Origin of the sequence: Micromonospora sp. NBC_00362 (assembly GCF_026342155.1) — a bacterium.
GTDB lineage: Bacteria > Actinomycetota > Actinomycetes > Mycobacteriales > Micromonosporaceae > Micromonospora > Micromonospora hortensis.
Window position 1 is genome coordinate 1,099,820 of record NZ_JAPENH010000001.1, and the last position, 17,695, is coordinate 1,117,514.

General features: G+C 71.0%; 16 protein-coding genes. 5 read left to right on the forward strand and 11 right to left on the reverse strand.

Annotation, left to right across the window (positions count from 1 at the left end; translation table 11 throughout):
* Positions 1-65: 65 nt before the first annotated feature.
* Positions 66-1,493, reverse strand: coding sequence for a DHA2 family efflux MFS transporter permease subunit (locus tag OG992_RS04880; RefSeq protein ID WP_266302510.1), 1,428 nt, complete (start codon positions 1,491-1,493; stop codon positions 66-68).
* 101 nt (positions 1,494-1,594) lie between these two features.
* Between OG992_RS04880 and OG992_RS04885 the strand changes: the two genes are divergently transcribed.
* Positions 1,595-2,272, forward strand: coding sequence for a TetR/AcrR family transcriptional regulator (locus OG992_RS04885; RefSeq protein ID WP_266305152.1), 678 nt, complete (start codon positions 1,595-1,597; stop codon positions 2,270-2,272).
* A 58-nt stretch (positions 2,273-2,330) separates the two neighbouring features.
* Here OG992_RS04885 and zwf read toward each other — a convergent pair whose 3' ends face one another.
* On the reverse strand, positions 2,331-3,710 hold the full coding sequence (gene zwf, locus OG992_RS04890; protein ID WP_266302511.1) for a glucose-6-phosphate dehydrogenase: 1,380 nt from the start codon (positions 3,708-3,710) through the stop codon (positions 2,331-2,333).
* Between the two features lie 213 nt (positions 3,711-3,923).
* Here zwf and OG992_RS04895 point away from each other — a divergent pair, with 213 nt between their 5' ends.
* On the forward strand, positions 3,924-5,522 hold the full coding sequence (locus OG992_RS04895) for a beta-N-acetylhexosaminidase (protein ID WP_266302512.1): 1,599 nt from the start codon (positions 3,924-3,926) through the stop codon (positions 5,520-5,522).
* Between the two features lie 61 nt (positions 5,523-5,583).
* Here the strand turns inward: OG992_RS04895 and OG992_RS04900 are convergent, their stop codons facing one another.
* A complete protein-coding gene (locus OG992_RS04900; protein WP_266302513.1) occupies positions 5,584-6,024 on the reverse strand; it encodes a hypothetical protein in 441 nt (146 codons plus the stop codon).
* Positions 6,025-6,134: 110 nt separating this feature from the next.
* On the opposite strand from OG992_RS04900, the gene OG992_RS04905 reads away from it, so the two are divergent.
* Positions 6,135-6,281: a hypothetical protein gene (locus OG992_RS04905; protein WP_266302514.1), complete on the forward strand. Its 147-nt coding sequence runs from the start codon at positions 6,135-6,137 to the stop codon at positions 6,279-6,281.
* 76 nt (positions 6,282-6,357) lie between these two features.
* On the opposite strand, the gene OG992_RS04910 is transcribed toward OG992_RS04905, so the two are convergent.
* Positions 6,358-8,010 carry a DUF885 domain-containing protein gene (locus OG992_RS04910; protein ID WP_266302515.1) on the reverse strand — a complete coding sequence of 551 codons (1,653 nt, stop codon included), beginning with the start codon at positions 8,008-8,010 and terminating at the stop codon, positions 6,358-6,360.
* Between the two features lie 187 nt (positions 8,011-8,197).
* Positions 8,198-8,956, reverse strand: a complete 759-nt coding sequence (locus tag OG992_RS04915) for a hypothetical protein (RefSeq protein WP_266302516.1) — start codon at positions 8,954-8,956, stop codon at positions 8,198-8,200.
* Positions 8,957-9,079: 123 nt separating this feature from the next.
* Here OG992_RS04915 and OG992_RS04920 point away from each other — a divergent pair, with 123 nt between their 5' ends.
* Complete coding sequence (locus tag OG992_RS04920) at positions 9,080-10,075, forward strand: tyrosine-type recombinase/integrase (RefSeq protein ID WP_266302517.1); 996 nt, start codon at positions 9,080-9,082, stop codon at positions 10,073-10,075.
* A gap of 6 nt (positions 10,076-10,081) precedes the next feature.
* Here the strand turns inward: OG992_RS04920 and OG992_RS04925 are convergent, their stop codons facing one another.
* The 4 genes from OG992_RS04925 to OG992_RS04940 form a co-directional block, all read right to left on the reverse strand.
* Entirely contained in the window at positions 10,082-10,762 is a 681-nt protein-coding gene (locus OG992_RS04925) for a fasciclin domain-containing protein (RefSeq protein ID WP_266302518.1), read from the reverse strand.
* Positions 10,763-10,856: 94 nt separating this feature from the next.
* Entirely contained in the window at positions 10,857-12,962 is a 2,106-nt protein-coding gene (locus tag OG992_RS04930) for a M14 family zinc carboxypeptidase (RefSeq protein ID WP_266302519.1), read from the reverse strand.
* 224 nt (positions 12,963-13,186) lie between these two features.
* Positions 13,187-13,987, reverse strand: a complete 801-nt coding sequence (locus OG992_RS04935; RefSeq protein WP_266302520.1) for an alpha/beta hydrolase — start codon at positions 13,985-13,987, stop codon at positions 13,187-13,189.
* 107 nt (positions 13,988-14,094) lie between these two features.
* Positions 14,095-14,874: an endonuclease/exonuclease/phosphatase family protein gene (locus OG992_RS04940; RefSeq protein WP_238685661.1), complete on the reverse strand. Its 780-nt coding sequence runs from the start codon at positions 14,872-14,874 to the stop codon at positions 14,095-14,097.
* Between the two features lie 183 nt (positions 14,875-15,057).
* On the opposite strand from OG992_RS04940, the gene OG992_RS04945 reads away from it, so the two are divergent.
* Entirely contained in the window at positions 15,058-15,828 is a 771-nt protein-coding gene (locus tag OG992_RS04945) for a TSUP family transporter (RefSeq protein WP_266302521.1), read from the forward strand.
* Here OG992_RS04945 and def read toward each other — a convergent pair.
* Complete coding sequence (gene def, locus OG992_RS04950; RefSeq protein WP_238685662.1) at positions 15,825-16,334, reverse strand: peptide deformylase; 510 nt, start codon at positions 16,332-16,334, stop codon at positions 15,825-15,827. The genes OG992_RS04945 and def overlap by 4 nt on opposite strands.
* A 32-nt stretch (positions 16,335-16,366) precedes the next feature.
* On the reverse strand, positions 16,367-17,512 hold the full coding sequence (locus tag OG992_RS04955; RefSeq protein WP_266305153.1) for a chorismate-binding protein: 1,146 nt from the start codon (positions 17,510-17,512) through the stop codon (positions 16,367-16,369).
* Between the last annotated feature and the right edge of the window lie 183 nt (positions 17,513-17,695).

Genomic DNA, 17,695 nt, shown 5'->3' on the forward strand with positions numbered 1-17,695 from the left:
CAGCGTCCGCGCGACGGGCGCCCGTTGGAGGCCGGCGCGCGGCCGGCCTCCAGCGGCGCACCGGCTCAGGCCGCGACCGCCGCCTCGGCGACCCGCTCGGCGTCGGGGCGCAGTTGTGGGGTGGCGAGCGAGATGGCCAGGTTGACGATCGCGAAGACGGCGGCGATCAACAGGCCACGGTGAAACCCGTCGACCAGCGCCTGCTGCTGACCGGCGCCGCGGCTGAGCGCGTCGGTGACGTGGGTGACCGACAGCGTCGTGACGATGGCCAACCCCAGCGCGCCGCCGACCTGGTACACGGCGGTGACCACACCGGACGCGGCGCCGGCCTCATGGTGCTCGACGTCGGAGATCGCGGAGATCTGGGCGGGTACGCCCAGCGTGGTGATACCCAGACCGAACAGCAGCAGGCCGGGCAGCAGCTCGCCGGCGTAGGAGCCGGTGGCGCTCGCCCCGCTGAGCAGCAGCAGGCCGATCACGCTGAGCAGCGCGCCGATGATCTGCAGGGTGCGGGTGCCGAGTCGGTGTACCAGTTGGGTGGCGAGGGCGGCGCCGGCGATGGCCGTCGCGCCCATCGGCAGGAACTGCAGGCCGGCGGTCAGCGGCGAGGCGCCGCGTACCTGCTGCAGGTAGATCGCGGTGAGGAAGAACATCGACAGGAACGCGGCGCCGTTGAGCGCCAACGCCCCACTGGAGACACTCAGCGCCCGGGAGCGGAACAGCCGCAGCGGTACCAGCGGCGCGGCCGAGCGCGCCTCGACGCCGACGAAGACCGCCAGCAGCGCGACCCCGCCGATGAGGGTGGCGAGCACCTGCGCCGAGCCCCAGCCGGCGGACTCGGCCCGGACCACGCCGAACACGACGGCGAGCAGACCGGTGGTGCCGAGGACCGCGCCGAGCGCGTCGAAGGTTCGGGGGCCGGGCTGGGAGTGCCGTACGGCCGCCACGAAGGTCGGCACGATCGCGACGAGGGCGATGACGATCGGTACGTTGACGAAGAAGACCCACCGCCAATTCAGCGCGTCGACGAGCAGGCCGCCGGCCACCACGCCCAGGGTGCCGCCGAGCCCGGCGAGGGCGCCCCAGATGCCCATGGCGATGTTGCGTTCCCGTCCGTGCGCGAACGTGACGGTGAGGATGGCCAGCGCCGCGGGGGAGAGCAACGCGCCGCCCAGGCCCTGCACGGCGCGCGCGGCGATCAGCAGGCCGGGCGAGGTAGCGAGTCCGGCGAGCAGGGACATGGCCCCGAACAGCGCCAGACCGACGATGAAGATCCGGCGGGCGCCGAGCAGGTCCGCGGCGCGACCGCCCAGCAGCAGGAAACCACCGAAGAGCAGGGTGTACGCGCTGATCACCCATTGCAGGTCGTCAGCGGTGAAGCTCAGATCGGCCTGGATGTTGGGCAGCGCCACGTTCACGATCGTCACGTCGAGGATGACGATGAACTGCGCTACCGATAGCACCGCCAGCGTTGCCCAGGGACTACGTCGCATGCCTACCTCATCGGAGAGAGGGCGTCGCACGACGCGGTATACGCCGTACATCTACAACGTATACCGCCTTGTGTACGTAGTACACTGGGCTGGTGGTCAGTATGAGCAAGGACACCCCGCAGCGTCTCGACCCCACCGCGATCGTCGCGAGCGCACTGCGCATCGCCGACGCCGAGGGCCTGTCCGCGATCACCATCCGTCGGCTGGCCCAGGAGCACGGCGTCACCCCGATGGCGCTCTACCGGCACTTCCGGGACAAGGGCGACCTGCTCGACGCGCTCGCCGCACGCCTGCTCGCCAACATCCGCCTGCCCGAGCCGACCACCGCGCCCTGGGACGAGCAGGTCCGCGCCATCCTGGCCGCCTGCCTCGCCGCGCTACGCCCACACCCCACCGTCGCCGGGCTCGTCCCCACCCGCATCCTGCTGTCCGAGCCGGGTCTGATCCTGGTGGAGCGCATCCTCGCCCTGCTCCACGGGGCGGGCTACCCCCCGGAGCAGGCCACCGAGATCGGCAGCCAGGCCCTCTGCTCCCTGGTGACCCTCGTCGCCACCGAACCTGGCGGAATGGGAAGCACCGACCCGGACACCCGCGACGACGCCATCCGCGCCAAGCGGGCCGCGCTGCAGGCGTTGGCACCGCAGCGCTTTCCGCACATCCTCGCCGCCGCCGACGCACTCACCCTCTGCGGCGACCGGGACGGCTACTACAACCTGGGCATCGAGTTCGCCGTCGCCGGCATCCGCGGCATCCGCCCGGCGACCCGCACCACCGGGTGATCCCACCCGCACCGCTCACCAGCGGTGCGGGCGTGACCGGCCCGGCCCTGGCCCGCCGCTACCGCAGGTCCGGCAGGTGCCAGCCGCCAGCCAACGCCTCGGCGTCCGCCGGACCCCAACTGCTCTTCTCGTACGACTGCACCGCCGTCGGCAGATCCAGGATCGGCTCGACGATGCGCCACTCCTGCTCGATCGTCTCGGCACGCGCGAAGCGCAGGTGCTCACCGTCCATCGCGTCGTCGAGCAGCCGCTCGTACGCCTCCTGCCGGCGACCGAGAGCCGCGCCGAAGTCGACGGACAGATCCACCGGACGGCTCGCCACCTCGGCACCCGGGCTCTTCGCCTGGATCGACATGGTGATGCCGTCACCGCGCCCCAGGCGGAAACGCAGCAGGTTCGCGGCCCTCGCCGTGCCCCGCTCGGCGGGGATCAACGAGCGCTGCGGCTGCTTGAACTCGACCACGACCTCCGTCGCCGTCCCCGGCAGGGACTTGCCGGTGCGCAGGTAGAACGGCACGCCCGCCCAGCGGGGGGAGTCGACAGTCAACCGGGTGGCCACGAACGTCTCCGTGTTCGAGCCCGCCGCCACGCCCGGCTCGTCGCGGTAGCCGGCGTACTGCCCCCGGACGGTGGACTCCGGCGACAGCGGCGCGACCTGCCGCAGCACCGCGGCCTCCGCCTCCCGGAACGCCGCGGTGTCCTCGCTGGCCGGCGCCTCCATCGCGATGAGCGCCACGACCTGAAGGATGTGGTTCTGCAACACGTCCCGGGTCGCGCCCACCGTGTCGTAGAACCCGGCCCGGCCCTGGGTGCCGAACCCCTCGGCGAGGGTCACCTGGATGTTGTCGATGTGCTCGCTGTTCCACAGCGGCTCGAACAGCCGGTTGGCGAACCGGAAGGCGTAGAGGCTCTCGACGGCTTCCTTGCCGAGGTAGTGGTCGATGCGGAACACCCGCTCCGGCGCGAAGGCCGCGCCGAGGGTGCGATCCAACTCGCGGGAGGACTCCAGGTCACGCCCGAACGGCTTCTCCACGATCACCCGACCCCGGTCGGCCAGACCCACGGCCGCCAGGCCCTCGACGACGGAGCCGAACACCGCCGGAGGTATCGCCAGGTAGAACAACGGCCGCTCGGCGTCGCGCAGCCGCTCAGCCAGCCGCTGGTAGGTCGTCGGGTCCGCGTAGTTGCCGGAGATCATCGAAAGGTTGTCCGCCAGCCGATCGAAGGTCTCGTCGTCGATCTCGTCATTGGCCTCGGCAACCGACTTGCGGGCCATGGTGACCAACTGCTGATCATCCCAGGGGGAGCGCGCCACGCCGATCACCGGAACGTCGAGGCGGTCGCGCCGGGTCAACTCGTACAGCGCCGGAAACAGCTTCTTCGAGACGAGGTCTCCCGTGACGCCGAACAGCACTACCGCGTCTGAGCGCACGTGCATGGCACTTCCCATTCGATCATCCGAGCCTGATCTTCCGAACGGACAACGGCACGACCCACTCCAGGAATTCCCCAGCGTGCGGCGTACGTGAGGTCGGCGACAACACTGTCTCGACAAGCCCTTATGTTAAGGAAGGTTTACAGTACAGGCGAAACGCCGGTAGCCTGCGACTCTAATCGACGAAGGTCGATCACCACGAGGCCTGGAGGTACCGTGCGTCGCCGACACACCACCACACGGCTGCTGGCCCTAGCCGCCCTCGCGCTACCAGTCATCCTGCCCACAGCGCCCGCCACCGCCGCGACACCCACCGCACCAACCCGACACCTCAGCGACGTCATCCCCGCACCCGTCGAAATCCACCCCGACGCGCACAACACCTTCCGGATCACCCCCCTGACCGTCATCCGCACCACCCCAGGCTCAGCCGCCGCCCGGCACATTGGTCACCAACTCGCCACCACACTGCGCCCCGCCACCGGCCACCCCCTGCCCGTCCTGCCCGCACGCTCCACCCCGCTACCCGAGATCGCCCTGCTCATCGGCGGCGCCGACGACCGCATCGGCCAACAGGGCTACCAACTCGACGTCACCCGCCCCAGCGTCACGATCCGCGCCAACACCCCCGAAGGGCTGTTCGCCGGCACCCAGACCCTGCGCCAACTGCTCCCCGCCGACATCGAGGCACCCGACCGGCAGAGGACCACCTGGACAGTCCCCGGCGGACGAATCGTCGACTACCCACGCTTCGCCTACCGCGGCGCGATGCTCGACCTCGCACGCCACTTCCACACCGTCGACGACATCACCGCCTACGTGGACCTGCTCAGCCAGTACAAAATCAACTACCTGCACCTGCACCTCACCGACGACCAGGGCTGGCGCATCCAGATCGACTCCTGGCCCCGCCTCACCACCGTCGGCGGCGGACCCGGAACCGGCGTCGACGGCGTCGGCCCCGGATACCTCACCAAGGCCGACTACAAGGCCGTCGTCGCCTACGCCGCCGCACGACACATCACGATCATCCCCGAGATCGACATGCCCGGGCACACCAACGCCGCCCAGTCGACGTACCCCGAACTCAACTGCGACGGCGTCGCACCGGCCCCGCGCACCGACATCGCGGTCGGCTACAGCTCGCTGTGCATCAACGACGAACTCACCTACCGCTTCGTCGAGGACGTCATCCGCGAACTCGCCGCCATCACCCCCGGACCATTCCTGCACGTCGGCGGCGACGAAGCCCACGCCACCACCGACGATGACTACCGCACCTTCATGGACCGGGTCCTGCCCCTGGTCGCGAAGTACGGCAAGCGCGCCTCCGGATGGAACGAGATCACCCAGGCCGACCTGCCCACCGACGCCGTCGCCCAGTTCTGGGGCACCGGCACCACAAACGCCAGCCTCGCCGCGGCCGCCGCCCGCGGCAACAAGGTCATCATGTCGCCGGCGAACAAGGCCTACCTCGACATGAAGTACGACGCCAACACCCGCCTCGGCCTCCGCTGGGCCGGCCTGATCGAGGTGTCCGACGCCTACGGCTGGGACCCCGCCACCCGCGTCACCGGCGTCGGCGAGAACGCCATCCTCGGCGTCGAGGCCCCACTGTGGTCCGAGACGCTACGCACCCTGGACGACATCGAATACATGGCCTTCCCCCGCCTACCCGCGATCGCCGAACTCGGCTGGTCCACCACCGCCAGCCACGACTGGGAATCGTTCCGAACCCGGCTGGGGGAGCAGGCACCCCGCTGGCGACTGCAACAGGTCGACTTCTACCCGTCCCCGCAGGTGCCCTGGATCTGACCCGCACCCCCGTCGCACGCTGATCGTGGGCGCCGGCCGGGTCGGCCGGCGCCCACGAGCCTCAGCGACCGCAGGCGGCGTCCAACGCCTTCAGCGGCGGGTCGAGATCCGGCGCCTCGATCTCGGTGGCCTTCGCACCGGCCAGGTGCTTCTCCACGCCCGCGGCCAGGGTCTCCAACGCGGTCCGCACCTGCACGTCGGCAGCAGTCGGCGCCGCCGTCTTGAGGTCCTGCAACAGCGCGGTGTAGTGGCCGCGAACCTTCGCGCCCGCCTCCTTGGCACTGACCGGCTTGTCGATCGCGGCGATCGCGTCGTCGGCCATCGCGACGTAGTGCTTCTTGACAAAATCGAGACTCGCGTCGCAGACCTGCTTGCTGTTCGCCGCCACGTCGACGGTCGGGCTGGGCGCCCCGGTCGGCGACGGCGCGCCGGCCCCCGTGCTCTCCTTCTCGGCAGGCTGGCAGCCCACAGCGAGGCCGACGGTCGCGACCAGGCCAACCACAATACGGAAAGGCTTACTCGTCAAGGTGTTCCCCCGTGGTGATGTGCGACCCCGCGGTTCGCGGTGAACGCGCGGCGGCCAGAGCGCACCACTGTAGACACCGGACGGCCATGACGCAGACCAGTTTCATGTCCGGCGTCCCGGCCCAACCTCGCACCTACACCGTGATCGACGCGGCAGGGCACCACCTGCCGCACGAACAACCCACCCTGCTGCGATCACTCACCCAGGACTGGCCACGCCGTACGCGGACCTGACTGCCCAAGCTGGGGGAGCGGGTCCAGCGCTGGTTCAGACTGGTCAGACACCAACGCTCTGCCGCTACCAGCGCGGTCACTGACGTGTTTCACCACGACGCGTGAGTGGTGCACGCTCACCTTGAAGAGCGGCAGTCAACTGATCCAAGCCCAGCGAACCCAACTCCAGCGCCTGACTATGGAATGCGCGCCGGTCACCGGGAAAGGACGACCGGCCGGCCAGCCACACGCGCTCACCCACCTTGTAAGCCAACGCCTGCCCTGGCCGGCCCAGGTAACGCGCGAGCTCGGCGGATGCGTACGGCCCCTGATGACAGCGGTCCCGCAACAGCTTTAGCGCCGCGTCCGCCGTCCACGCGGCTCCGTCGTCACAGGGCATCGGCAGTCGCAGGTGCAGGCCGATGTCGAGCACGACCCGCGCGGCACGCAGCAGCCGCATGTACAGGTACCCCATTCGAGCACCCGGCTGCTCGTAGAGCCCAAGCTCATCCATGAACCGCTCGGCGTACAGCGCCCAGCCCTCCTGGCTGCCGGAGAGGCCGCCGAGCAGGTTGAGTCGCTGTCCCAGGCCACCCCGGCAGACCTCGGAGCCAAGGTGGAGGTGATGACCAGGAACTCCCTCGTGATAGGCGGTGCTGTAGGCGTACCAGGTGGGAAAACTCGCTGCGTCCTCGGGGACGGACCACCAGACCCGACCCGGCCGGGTCAGGTCCCGCGACGGCCCGGTGTAGGCAATGCCGGACGACGTTGTCAACCGCGACTCGATGTGCCGAAGCGGGGCGGGGATGTCGAAGTACACACCATCCAGTCGCTCGGTGGCGGCCTCCAACAGCTCCTGCAGCCACGCAGCGAACGCCTCCCTGCTGTGCAGGGCACCCGGTGCGTCGGGGCTGTTGAGCCGGGCAAGCGCCTCTGGCACGCTCCCGCCCAGGGCCTTCGCCTCCGCGATCAATTCAGCCTCTGTCGCTCTGAACTCGTCCCAGCCCCAGTCGTACAGCTCGCGCAGATCAGGCTGGGCCGCGAGGAAGGTACGCACCCAGAGTGCGTACCGCTGCTGACCGAACGCTTCCTGCTCAACGGCCCGCGGTGCCAGGTCCGCGGTCAGCATCCCAACCAGTTTCTGGTACGCCTCTCGCGAGCCCGTCGCTGCAGCCTGCAACGACGCCCGCTGACGCCCCTCGCCGTAGCGATCCACCAGGGCGACATCGTCGTCGATCCAGTTGCGGCAGCGCTGCGTGACGAGCTCCACCTGACGCCGTGCCGGCACATTGCCGCGCTCCGCGGCGAGTAGGAGGCTGCGGGCGTACCCGTCCAGGGCGGCGGGGATCGCGGCCATACGTGCGCCGACACGAGCCCAACCCTCCTCGAAGGCCGCGCCCTCGGCACCGCGGACGGGAACCGCGGCCTCGACGGCCTGGCGGATGAGCTGGAGCGGACCGGTGGCCGCGGCGTGCAGTTCGCGCAGGTCCTCTCCAGCGTCGTGAAAGGCGAGACGCGTACGCAGCCGCTCGGCGAGGTGGGCGTGCAACGGGCCCGCAGCCGGAAGAGCATCGCCCAAGCTTTCGAGCTCGCGCAGGGCGCGGGCTGCGAGGTCGGCGCGGGCCTGGTGGCCCTCCGGGCCGTAGTCGGTAAGCCCGTCGACATCCTGCTCGCCAGCGTCGACGACCGCTGTGCAGGGGTCGAGGCCAGCCGTGTCGCACAGGAGTCGATCCGCGAAGTCCTCGATCACGCCGCCAATGCTAGGACCTTGCCCCAGCTGCCGTGGTGCAGAAGCAAGCTGGTGAGAGTGGCGCAGGACGAATGAGAACTGACATCAGTCTGCTCGGCTGCTTCGACCCCACCGAGGCGCGATTCGATAATGCCTATTATGTAAAGTAGCGCGTTCCGAGGGTCCCCTCTCGGCCTGGCGACAGGGGTCAGTCGCGCATCAGGCCGGGCGGACACGCGTCCTCGTCCGGCCCGACGAGGCGCGCGTTGACCAGCGGGTTGCGTCGCAGGATCGTCAGCACGGCAAGGCTGGCGCCGACGTCGGCCCAGGTGTCGTCCCACAGGGCCGAGACGAGCCAGGAGCGATCCGCCGGGAAGAACAGGTCGGGCAGCGCGCCGTCGCTGCCGCGCATGTGACCGACACGCCAGGCGAGAGCCTGTTCCGGTCCGGCCTGGACCAACACGTAGGACCAGTCGTCGTAGAGGGACACCCTCGCGGCGTGCGGAAAGACGACGTCGTGGGCGCCGGTGTCGAGAAAGCCGAGCCACCAGGGCTGATCCGACGTGCACGACACCAGTTCGTCGATCACCGCACGTTCGTGGGCGTGGAACTCGACATCCTCTGGCCGGTGGAACGTGCCGTACGCCTCGAACACCGGCGGGATCGCCGTGGTGACCGACAGACCCTGCGTGGTGCGCCCGGCGAGCCAGGCGACGTCGCTGGCCGTGCCGATCCGCCAGTTGCGCCCGTCCTTGCTGACGTCCCTGGGCTCCGTCGGGATCGTTGTGTCCCGCGTCCCGCTGTCGACGGCGGCGGGTGACGCGTATGGAGCCCACCCGACTCGGCCAGCGGCCCGCCACTGGTGCCCCTCGGAGCAGACCAGATCCGTCGGACCGTCGAGGTCCCGGTACACGATGGGTGTGCCGGGTCGACCGCAGGTGGGACACGTGGCGGCGAGCGACGTCATGCCGCGCACGTTACGTGCTTCTCGGTCAGCTCCAGCCGTACTCGTGGCGGTTCGGGATGAGGTCCCCCTCTCCCCCTGGCTCACCGCTTCCCGGATACGCGAAAATGCTGCATAATATCCCTTATGCATGACAAACAGGACGAATCGCTCGTAATGCTGATCGAGGAGTTCCTGATCGCGCGGGCCACCCGCAAGCCCTCCCCGCACACCCTGGCCGCGTACCGCAGGGATCTGCGCACGGTCGCGGCTCTGGTCGCGGAAGGTGCCGCCCCTCCCCTACCCCTGGACGCCCTGTCGATCACCGACCTCTCCCCCCGGGTGATGCGCGCGGCCTTCGCCCGGTTCGCCGGTCCCCGGGCGCCCGCGTCGGTGCATCGGGCCTGGTCCACCTGGAACAGTTTCTTCACGTTCCTGGTCGCTGACGGGTTCGTGGCGGGCAACCCGATGCCGGCGGTCGGGCGGCCTCGGGCGCTACTCCCCCAGCCGAAGCCGCTGCGCGGCGCGGACACCCCCGAGGTGCTGCTCGCGTCCGCCGCGCGCGAGGACGGTCGTCAACGCGACCCGTGGCCGGAGCGCGACCTGGCGGTGTTGGCGGTGGCGCTCTGCGCCGGGCTGCGCCTGTCGGAGCTGCTGGCGTTGCGCGTCGACTCGCTCGGCGGTCGGCCCGGTGAGCGGCGGGTCGAGGTGGCGGGCAAGGGTGGGCGGCCTCGGGTGGTGCCGATCGAGGCGGATCTGGACCGGGTGCTGCGGGACTACCTGGACAGTCGGGCGCGGCGCTTCGGTTCGCGGTCGGTACGCCCCGACTCGCCGTTTCTGGTGGATCGGCGTGGTGAGCCGTTGCGCCGTGGTGGCCTGCAGTATCTCGTCGAGTCGTGTTACCGGCGGGCCGGCATCGGCGACCGGGTGCCGCGTGGTGCGCGGCTGCACGCGCTGCGGCACACCTTCGCGACCCGGTTGGCGGAGGACGGTGCGAGCGCGGCGGAGATCATGCGGTTGTTGGGGCACGCATCGTTGGCGTCGTCGCAGACGTACATCGAGGTGACGGCCGGGCAGCAGCGTGACGCGGTCCGCGCCAACCGGACCAACCGCGCACTGGCGGGTCTGGTGCCGCCGGAGTGAGGGTGGTCAGTGTGCGCGGTGGCCGGTGCCGTCGGCGGTGACGGGCAGGGGGCCGAGGACCGCGTTGATGATGTGGATGCGGGCGTTGGTGGCCTGGTAGTCGGCGCAGACCGTGTCGGCGCGGTCGCCGAGGCGGGCGGTGGGCCCGGTGCGGGTGACGGTGACGGTGACGCCGTCGAGGGTGGTGGCGGTGCCGGCGGTGGTGAGGTCGGTGATCGGGTGGGCTCCGGTGATGAGGTGGGCTTTCAGCAGGGTGCGGAGCTGGTCGGTGTGGTGGGTCATGAGGTCGTCCCAGTTGTCCTCGGAGAACGTGGCGGCGAAGGCGTCGTCGGAGGGGGCCAGGAGGGTGACGCCGTCGCCGGCAGGCAGGTCGGTGAGGACGCCGCTGGTGCGCACTGCCGCTTCGAACGTGGTGAGGGTGGGGATCCAGCGCAGCGCCTGGTCGACGGGTTGCCCGGCGAGGAAGCTCGGGTTGCCGGGGTCGGTGCCGGTGGGCAGGGCGGCGCAGAGTGGCCCGGTGGGCTGGGGTGCGGTGCTCGCGGGCGCGGCATCCGTGTGGGGAGCTGCGGGGCTGCCGGTGCAGGCGGCGAGCAGCAGGGTCGGCACGAGCAGGCCGAGCGTCCGTCGGACGCGCCGAGCGCCGTGGGGTCGTCGGGGTTGTCGCTGTGGGGTGGCGGGGTGCGACACGGCGGCCTCCACGGGTGCGGGGGTTGCTGGTGAGGTGCCGGGCGGCGCGGGTGTGGGGCCCGCGCCGCCGGCGTGATGGCTCGCTAGTTGTCGGTCACAGTGCCGCGCACTGGCTGGTGCGGGGGCCGTGCACGGTGTTGGCGATGCCGAGGTTGGTCGGGGTGGCGCTGTTCGCGGTGCAGTTGAGTGGACCGCGGATGGTGGTGCCGGCCAGTACGGGTGCGTCGGTGCCGGTGGTGTTGCCGGACAGGTCGGCGGGGCCGGCGATGGTGGCGTCGATGATGGAGATCGTGTCGGTGGTGGCGATGCGGACCGGGCCGTTGATGGTGCTGTCGGCGAGCAGGATGCCGGCGGCGCTGGTGGCGGTGAGTGGGCCGCTGATTGTCGTTGCTGTCGTGACGAGTGCCGCGCCGGCCCGGACGGTGACCGGGCCGTTGATGGTGGCGTCGTCGGCGCAGGTGAAGCCGGTGACGGTCAGGGGTCCGTTGCGGCGGCCGGTGAGGGTGGGATAGACGCGTTCGCCGTCGGTCAGCTTCTCCACGCCCTTGCCGTCGAGGAGCAGGGGGATGAGGCCGCGTTCGGGTTGGTTGAGGGGGACGTAGTGTTCGTCGCCGATGGTGATGACCTTCCAGCCGTGGGCGGCGATGCGCTGGGCGACTGTGGTGCCGATGCCACCGGGTCCGTCGGTGCGGGCGCCGTTGTACTGCGCGTCGGTGAGTTTGTAGGCGCAGGGCGGGGTGTCGAGGATCAGGTCGGCGGGGGGCGCGTCGAGTGGTGGTGGGCTGTCGCCGGGGTGCGGTGCCGGGTGGGCGGGGATGGGGCGGGAGCCGCGGAAGACGAGTCGGCCGGTGTTGGCGGCTTGGGATTCGATGGCTTCGCTGCGGGCCTTGAGGATGTCGGCGCGGTCGGCGCGGTGGTAGTCGAGGAACTGGTGGAACGTCCACAGGGCGGAGTAGGTCTTGCGGCGTCGGTTGTTGGCGGTGTTGCCCTCGTCGGGGCGGGTCTGGCCGCCGGAGCTGCGCAGTTCCAGCAGGGAGTTGGTGACGTTCTTGAGTCCGAGGGTGTTGCGCAGGATGGTTTCTTCGCTGAGGCCGACGTTGCCGCCGCCTTCGCAGCCGTAGGGGCAGGCCCACCAGCCGGCTTCGGCGCCTTTGGCGTACATGTGGCCTTCGATCATGTCCTGGGACTGGTCGAAGATGGGTTGGGCGACGTTCTGGTGCCGTGGGGGCAGCATCGGCAGGTCGCCGGCGCGGGAGTTGCCGAACTCGTGGCCGTCGTAGCCGGCGACGGGTCGGTAGTCGCGGACCATTGTGATGTACGCGGTGGTCTCGGGTTGGCGGATCAGGGAGTAGTCGCGGTTGAGGTCCTGGCCGGTGGAGTTGCCGCGGGTGTTGTTGGCGCGGCCGTCTCCGTTGATGGTGGGGACGATCAGGACGGTGGTGTGGCTGAGCAGGTCGGTGATGCGGGGGTCGGTGCTGAAGGCGAGTTGGCGGGCCATGATGAGGCAGGCTTCGCGGTCGCCGGGTTCGTTGCCGTGCACGTTGCAGTTGATGGCCACGGGTGCGGTGGCGGCGACGGCTTGCGGGGTGGCCGCCGGGGTGGGGTGGCCGATGACGAGCATGTTGATGGGTCGGTTCTGGACGGTGCGGCCGAGTTCGACGACGCGTACGCGGTCGCTGAGGGCGTCGATGGCGGCGGTGTAGGCGTACTCGTCGGTGTCGCTGGTGTACTGCGCGGCGTGGGTGGTCTCCCAGCCGGTGCGTAGGTGCTCGCCGGGGGTGGTGGGGTTGCCCCAGGGTGCGGTGGTGGTGGCGGTGACTGGTTCGGAGTAGGGCTGTTCGGTGGTGCCGGTGCGGGCGCGTACGCGCCATTGGAAGGTGTCGCCGGGGTTGTAGCCGGCGTCGGCGAAGGTGGGTGCCTGTTGGTTGATCTGGCGGTTGGGTCGCCAGATGCCGACGATGGTGGGTGTGCCGGTGGGGGTGTTGTCGGCGTCGACGGGGGTGCGTTCGATCTGGTAGTCGGTGGCGCCGTCGACGGGTTGCCAGGCGAGGGTGGTGTATCCGTCGGCCTGGTGGGCGGTGAGGGCGGTGACCTGGTCGGGTGGTGCGGCGTTGTGGGCGTTGGCGGGGGTGGCTGCGGTGGTGAGGGTGACGGCGATGAGGGTGGACACGGCGATGAGGGTGGGTCGCTGGCGTCTCATGTGGCCTCCGACGAGTTGATCGTGGCGCGTGTCGACCAGCATGGTTGTCGAAGTCCGTCGATGCAATGATCTTGAGGGAATCTTGCGACTTGGCGGTCCGCTCCCCCGCCGACCTTGATCGACTCGGCTTTCAGGAAGGCGCGGTGTCCGGGGCGCGGGGATGCCCCGGTTCAGGAAGCCGGGGCAGCGGCAGGCCGAACGGTCGGCGCGGTGAGGCGTCGCGGTCAGCGGGCGTGGCGCAGGGCCCAGTCGAGGGCGACGTCGGCGATGCGCTGCCAGCCCTGCTGGGCGGGCAGCAGGTGCGCGTACCCCTCGAAGAGCTCGACCTCGGTGAGGGTGTCGCCCTTGTAGTGAGCGGCGTTGGCGCGTTGCACGCTGGGCGGCATGATGTGGTCTTCCGAGCCGGAGATGAACAGCAGCGGCGCGCGCTGGTCGTTGTGGTAGTTGACGGCGATGTCCTGGGGGCCGGGCAGCAGGTTGGCCAGGACGCTGTCCCAGAGGATGCCGCCGGCGGCGGGGATGGCGTAGCGCTCATACAGGGCGCGGGCGGTCTGCTCGTCGAAGGTGTTGGTGAACGCGTAGTTCCACTGTTCGAAGGTGAACCCGACGGCCCGGTGCCGGTTGGCGGGGTTGCGCAGCACCGGGAAGGTGGAGCGCAGCTGCGAGAAGGGGATGTTCCGGACGCCTTCGGTGGGTGCCGAGTTGAGCACGACGGCGCTGGTGCCGTAGCCGCGGTCGAGCAGCACCTGGGTGAACGCCCCGCCGGCGGAGTGGCCCATGAGGATGGGTGGTTTGGGCAGCGCGTCGAGCACTGCGGAGAGGTGCGCGATGATCTGTGGTGCGGTCAGCGTCTCCAGCGGGCTGGGGTCGGCGTTGATCGCCTCGACCTCGCCTTCCAGCCCGGGGTACGTGGGAGTGAGCACCCGCAAGCCCTTGTCCTGGTAGTGGGTGACCCAGTGTTCCCAGCTGCGGGGGGTGACCCAGAACCCGTGGATGAGGACGATCGTGTCCGGCGTGTCGCTCATGGTCAGCTCCCTGTGGTGTCGGGGGTGGCGATGGCGCGACAGCGTGGTGTCGGCGAGCCCACCCTAGACATTCGTGAGCCGCGATGCGGCCGGTTGGGCGATGATGTTCAGCCGAGGTCGACCAGCAGGGGGCGGTGGTCGGAGATGGTGGAAGCCGGTGCGGTGACAGCGCGTACGGGTGGGAGCTGGTCGAGGGCGTGCCGGTCGGCGAGGATGTGGTCGAGTTGGACGCGGGGCTGCCCGGACGGGTAGGTGGGGCGGCGGCCCAGGGGGTGCCAGCCGGAGATGAGCCGGGCCGCGCCGGCGGGCAGGTTGAGGTCGCCGAGCAGGACGCGGGGCCCGGGTAGCGCGCGCAGGGCACGGACGGTCTGACGTAGTTGGCGGGCGTTCCAGCCGGGCACGAAGGACAGGTGGGTCGCGGCGACGGTGAGGGGGCCGTGCGGGGTGTCCAGGACGGCGGCGAGGACCACGCGGGGTTCGTCGTGCAGCAGGATCAGGCCGCCGCGGGGGCCGGGCACGTAGACCGGTGAGCGCACCGGCGCCGGCTTGAGTCGGGTGACCTGCCAGCTGCGTACGGGGTGTCGGCTGATCAGCCCGATGCCGTAGCAGGGTTCGCCGTGGCCGTCGTCGTCGTGGCGCAGGGGGCGGAACTGTTCGCCGGGGGTGCCGACGACGGCGGCGGCGAAGCGGTGATGCGGTGCGCCGAGGGCGCGGGCGGCGATGGCGGTGAGGTCGAGGTGGCCGCTGCGGCGTTGGTCGCGGTCGACCTCCTGAAGGGCGAGCACGTCGGCGTCGAGGGCGCCGATGGCGGCGGCGAGTCGGTCGGAGTCGACGAGCCCGTCGGTGAGGGACCGTCCGTGCAGCAGGTTGAAGGTGGCCAGGCGCACTCCTGCACCTTACGTGCCCGTGGCATGGTTGCCCGGTGGTGAAGGTCTTGCTGTGTTCGATGCTGGTGTTCGTGGCGGTCGGAGCGTTGGGGGTGTGGTTGCGGCGTACGCGGGGTCGGTGACCGGGTGAGGCTGGCCACTCGGGTGCCGCCGGGGCGCGTCGGGTGGGCAGACTTGCTGCCCGTGGACGCCGTGACGCTGAGTACCCTGCTGGCCGCCGCCGCGATGGCCGGGTGGGTCGATGCCGTGGTCGGTGGTGGCGGGTTGTTGCTGCTGCCGGCGTTGTTGGTGGCCGCCCCGGGGTTGCCGGTGGCCACCGCGTTGGGCACGAACAAGTTGGCCGCGATCTTCGGTACGGCCACGGCGGCGGCGACGTACGCCCGCAGGACGACAGTCGACTGGCGGGTGGCGGGCCCGGCGGCGGGGTTCGCGGTGCTCAGCGCGGGTGTGGGCGCGGCGCTGGCCGGGGCGGTCCCGGCGTCGGCGTACCGACCGGTCGTGCTGGTGGTGCTGGTGTCGGTGGCGGTGTTCGTGCTGCTGCGTCCCCGGATGGGGGTGGTGGCGGTGCCGGCGAAGCGCACCCCGCTGCGGGTGGCGATGGTGATCGCGGTGGCCGGGGTGGGGATCGCCCTGTACGACGGGTTGATCGGTCCGGGCACCGGCACGTTCCTGGTGTTGGCGTTCACCGCCCTGGTGGGCGCGGATTTCGTGCACGGCTCGGCGATGGCGAAGGTCGTCAACGCGGGGACGAACCTGGGCGCGTTGGTGGTGTTCGGGGTGACCGGGCACGTGTGGTGGTTGCTGGGCGCGGGCATGGCGGTGTGCAACATCGCCGGCGCGGTGCTGGGGGCGCGGATGGCGTTGCGCCGCGGTTCCGGGTTCGTGCGGGTGGTGTTGCTGGTCGTGGTGGTGGCCCTGGTCGCGAAGCTGGGCCACGACCAGTGGGTGAGCTAGCCGCGGCGGCTGGGTGAGTCGAAGCGCCCGGCGCGGATCTCGCGCAGGGCCCGGCGGCGGGTGTCGCCGCGCAGGGTGTCGACGTAGAGCCGCCCGTTGAGGTGGTCGGTCTCGTGTTGCAGGGCGCGGGCCAGGAATCCGCTGCCGGCGATGGTCAGCGGCTCGCCGTGCTGGTCGACGCCGTGGGCGGTGGCGTGCAGGGCCCGCACGGTCGGGAAGTACAGCCCGGGAATGGACAGGCAGCCCTCCTCGTCGTCCTGCAGCTCGTCGGACAGCTCCAGGGTGGGGTTGATGAGGTGGCCGCGGTGCCCGTCGGCGTCGTAGACGAACACCTGGGCGCTGACGCCGATCTGCGGTGCGGCGACGCCGGCGCGGCCGGGGGCGCCGAGCAGGGTGTCCATCAGGTCGGTGACGAGGGCCCGCAGCTCGGCGTCGAAGGTGGTGACCGGTTCGCATCCGGTGCGCAGGACTGGGTCGCCGATGATCCGGATGGGCCGCATGGTCATGGGGTTCAGCGTATCGCCGTGCGGTGCCGCGGTCAGCGCCCGGCCAGGGTGGCGCGGACCGGGGTGGTCTTCGCGGCGGCCTCGGCGACCTCGGCGCGTGCGTCGCTGTCCCAGGTGATGCCGCCGCCGGCCCAGGTGTGCAACCGCTGGCCGTCGGCGGCGGCGGTGCGGATGGTCAGGCCCAGGTCGACGTGGCCCGGGGCGACCCAGCCCAGCGCACCCATGCTGGCGCCCCGCCCGACCGGTTCGAGGGCGCTGATCTGGGTCAGGGCGGCGAGTTTCGGGGCGCCGGTGACGGAGCCGCCGGGGCAGGTGGCGCGCAGCAGGTCGGCGAGGCCGAGGCCGTCGGCGGCGGCGGCGCGGACTGTCGACTCGGCTTGCCACAGGTCGCACCAGCGGCGCACGGCGAACAACTCGTCGACGGTGACGGTGCCGGTGCGGGCGATGCGGGCGAGGTCGTTGCGTTCCAGGTCGACGATCATGATGTGTTCGGCGCGTTCCTTCGCGCTGGTGAGCAGTTCGGCGCGGCCGGTGGCGGTGGCCGGGCGGGTGCCCTTGATCGGTCGGGTGATCACCTGCCCGTCGGTGACCTCGACGAGGGTTTCCGGGGAGGCGCAGCCGATGGCCCAGCCGTCGCCGGTGAGGACGCCGCCGTAGCGGGCGCCGGGGAGCGCGCCGAGGCGGCGCAGGGCCGGCAGCGGGTCGCCGGTGTAGGGGGCGGCGGCGTGGCCGACGATGTTGCTCTGGTAGACGTCGCCGCGGCCGATGGCGGCGCGGACCGCGTCGACGGCGGCGGCGTGCTGATCGGGGGTCCAGCTCTCGGCCCACTCGCCGAGCCACCACGGCGGCCCTGCGCCGGGCCGGGTGACCCGGGTGGGGCCGTGCTGGTAGACGACGACGGCGAGGTCGGGCAGGGTCGGCGCGGGCTCCGGCGCCCCGGTGGGTGCGCCGGCCAGCAGCGCCCCGGCGGCGGCGGACAGGTACAGCGCCGCGCCGCAGACCCCGGTGCCGTGCTGGCCGGTGGCGGGTCGGGTCAGGTCGTGCAGGGGCAGGCCGTGGGCGGCGAGGAACTCCTCGGCGAGGGCCGCGGGGTCGCCGCCGTCTCCGCGGGACCAGTGCAGGCGGGCGCGTTCGGTCAGCGCGCCCCGGCAGGCGGCCGGCGCGGCGGGTACATCGATCGATGCCGCCGGGCCGCGATAGGCGGCCGAAGCCACCGGGCCGCGGTCCGCGGCCCACGTAGCCGGGCCGCTGTCCGCGGCATCCATAGCCGGGCCGCTGTCTGCGGCATCCACGTGTGGGAGCGTTTCCACGCCGTACGGTCCAACCTTCCTCATCCGTTCAGTGGATTTCCCGTGCACCAG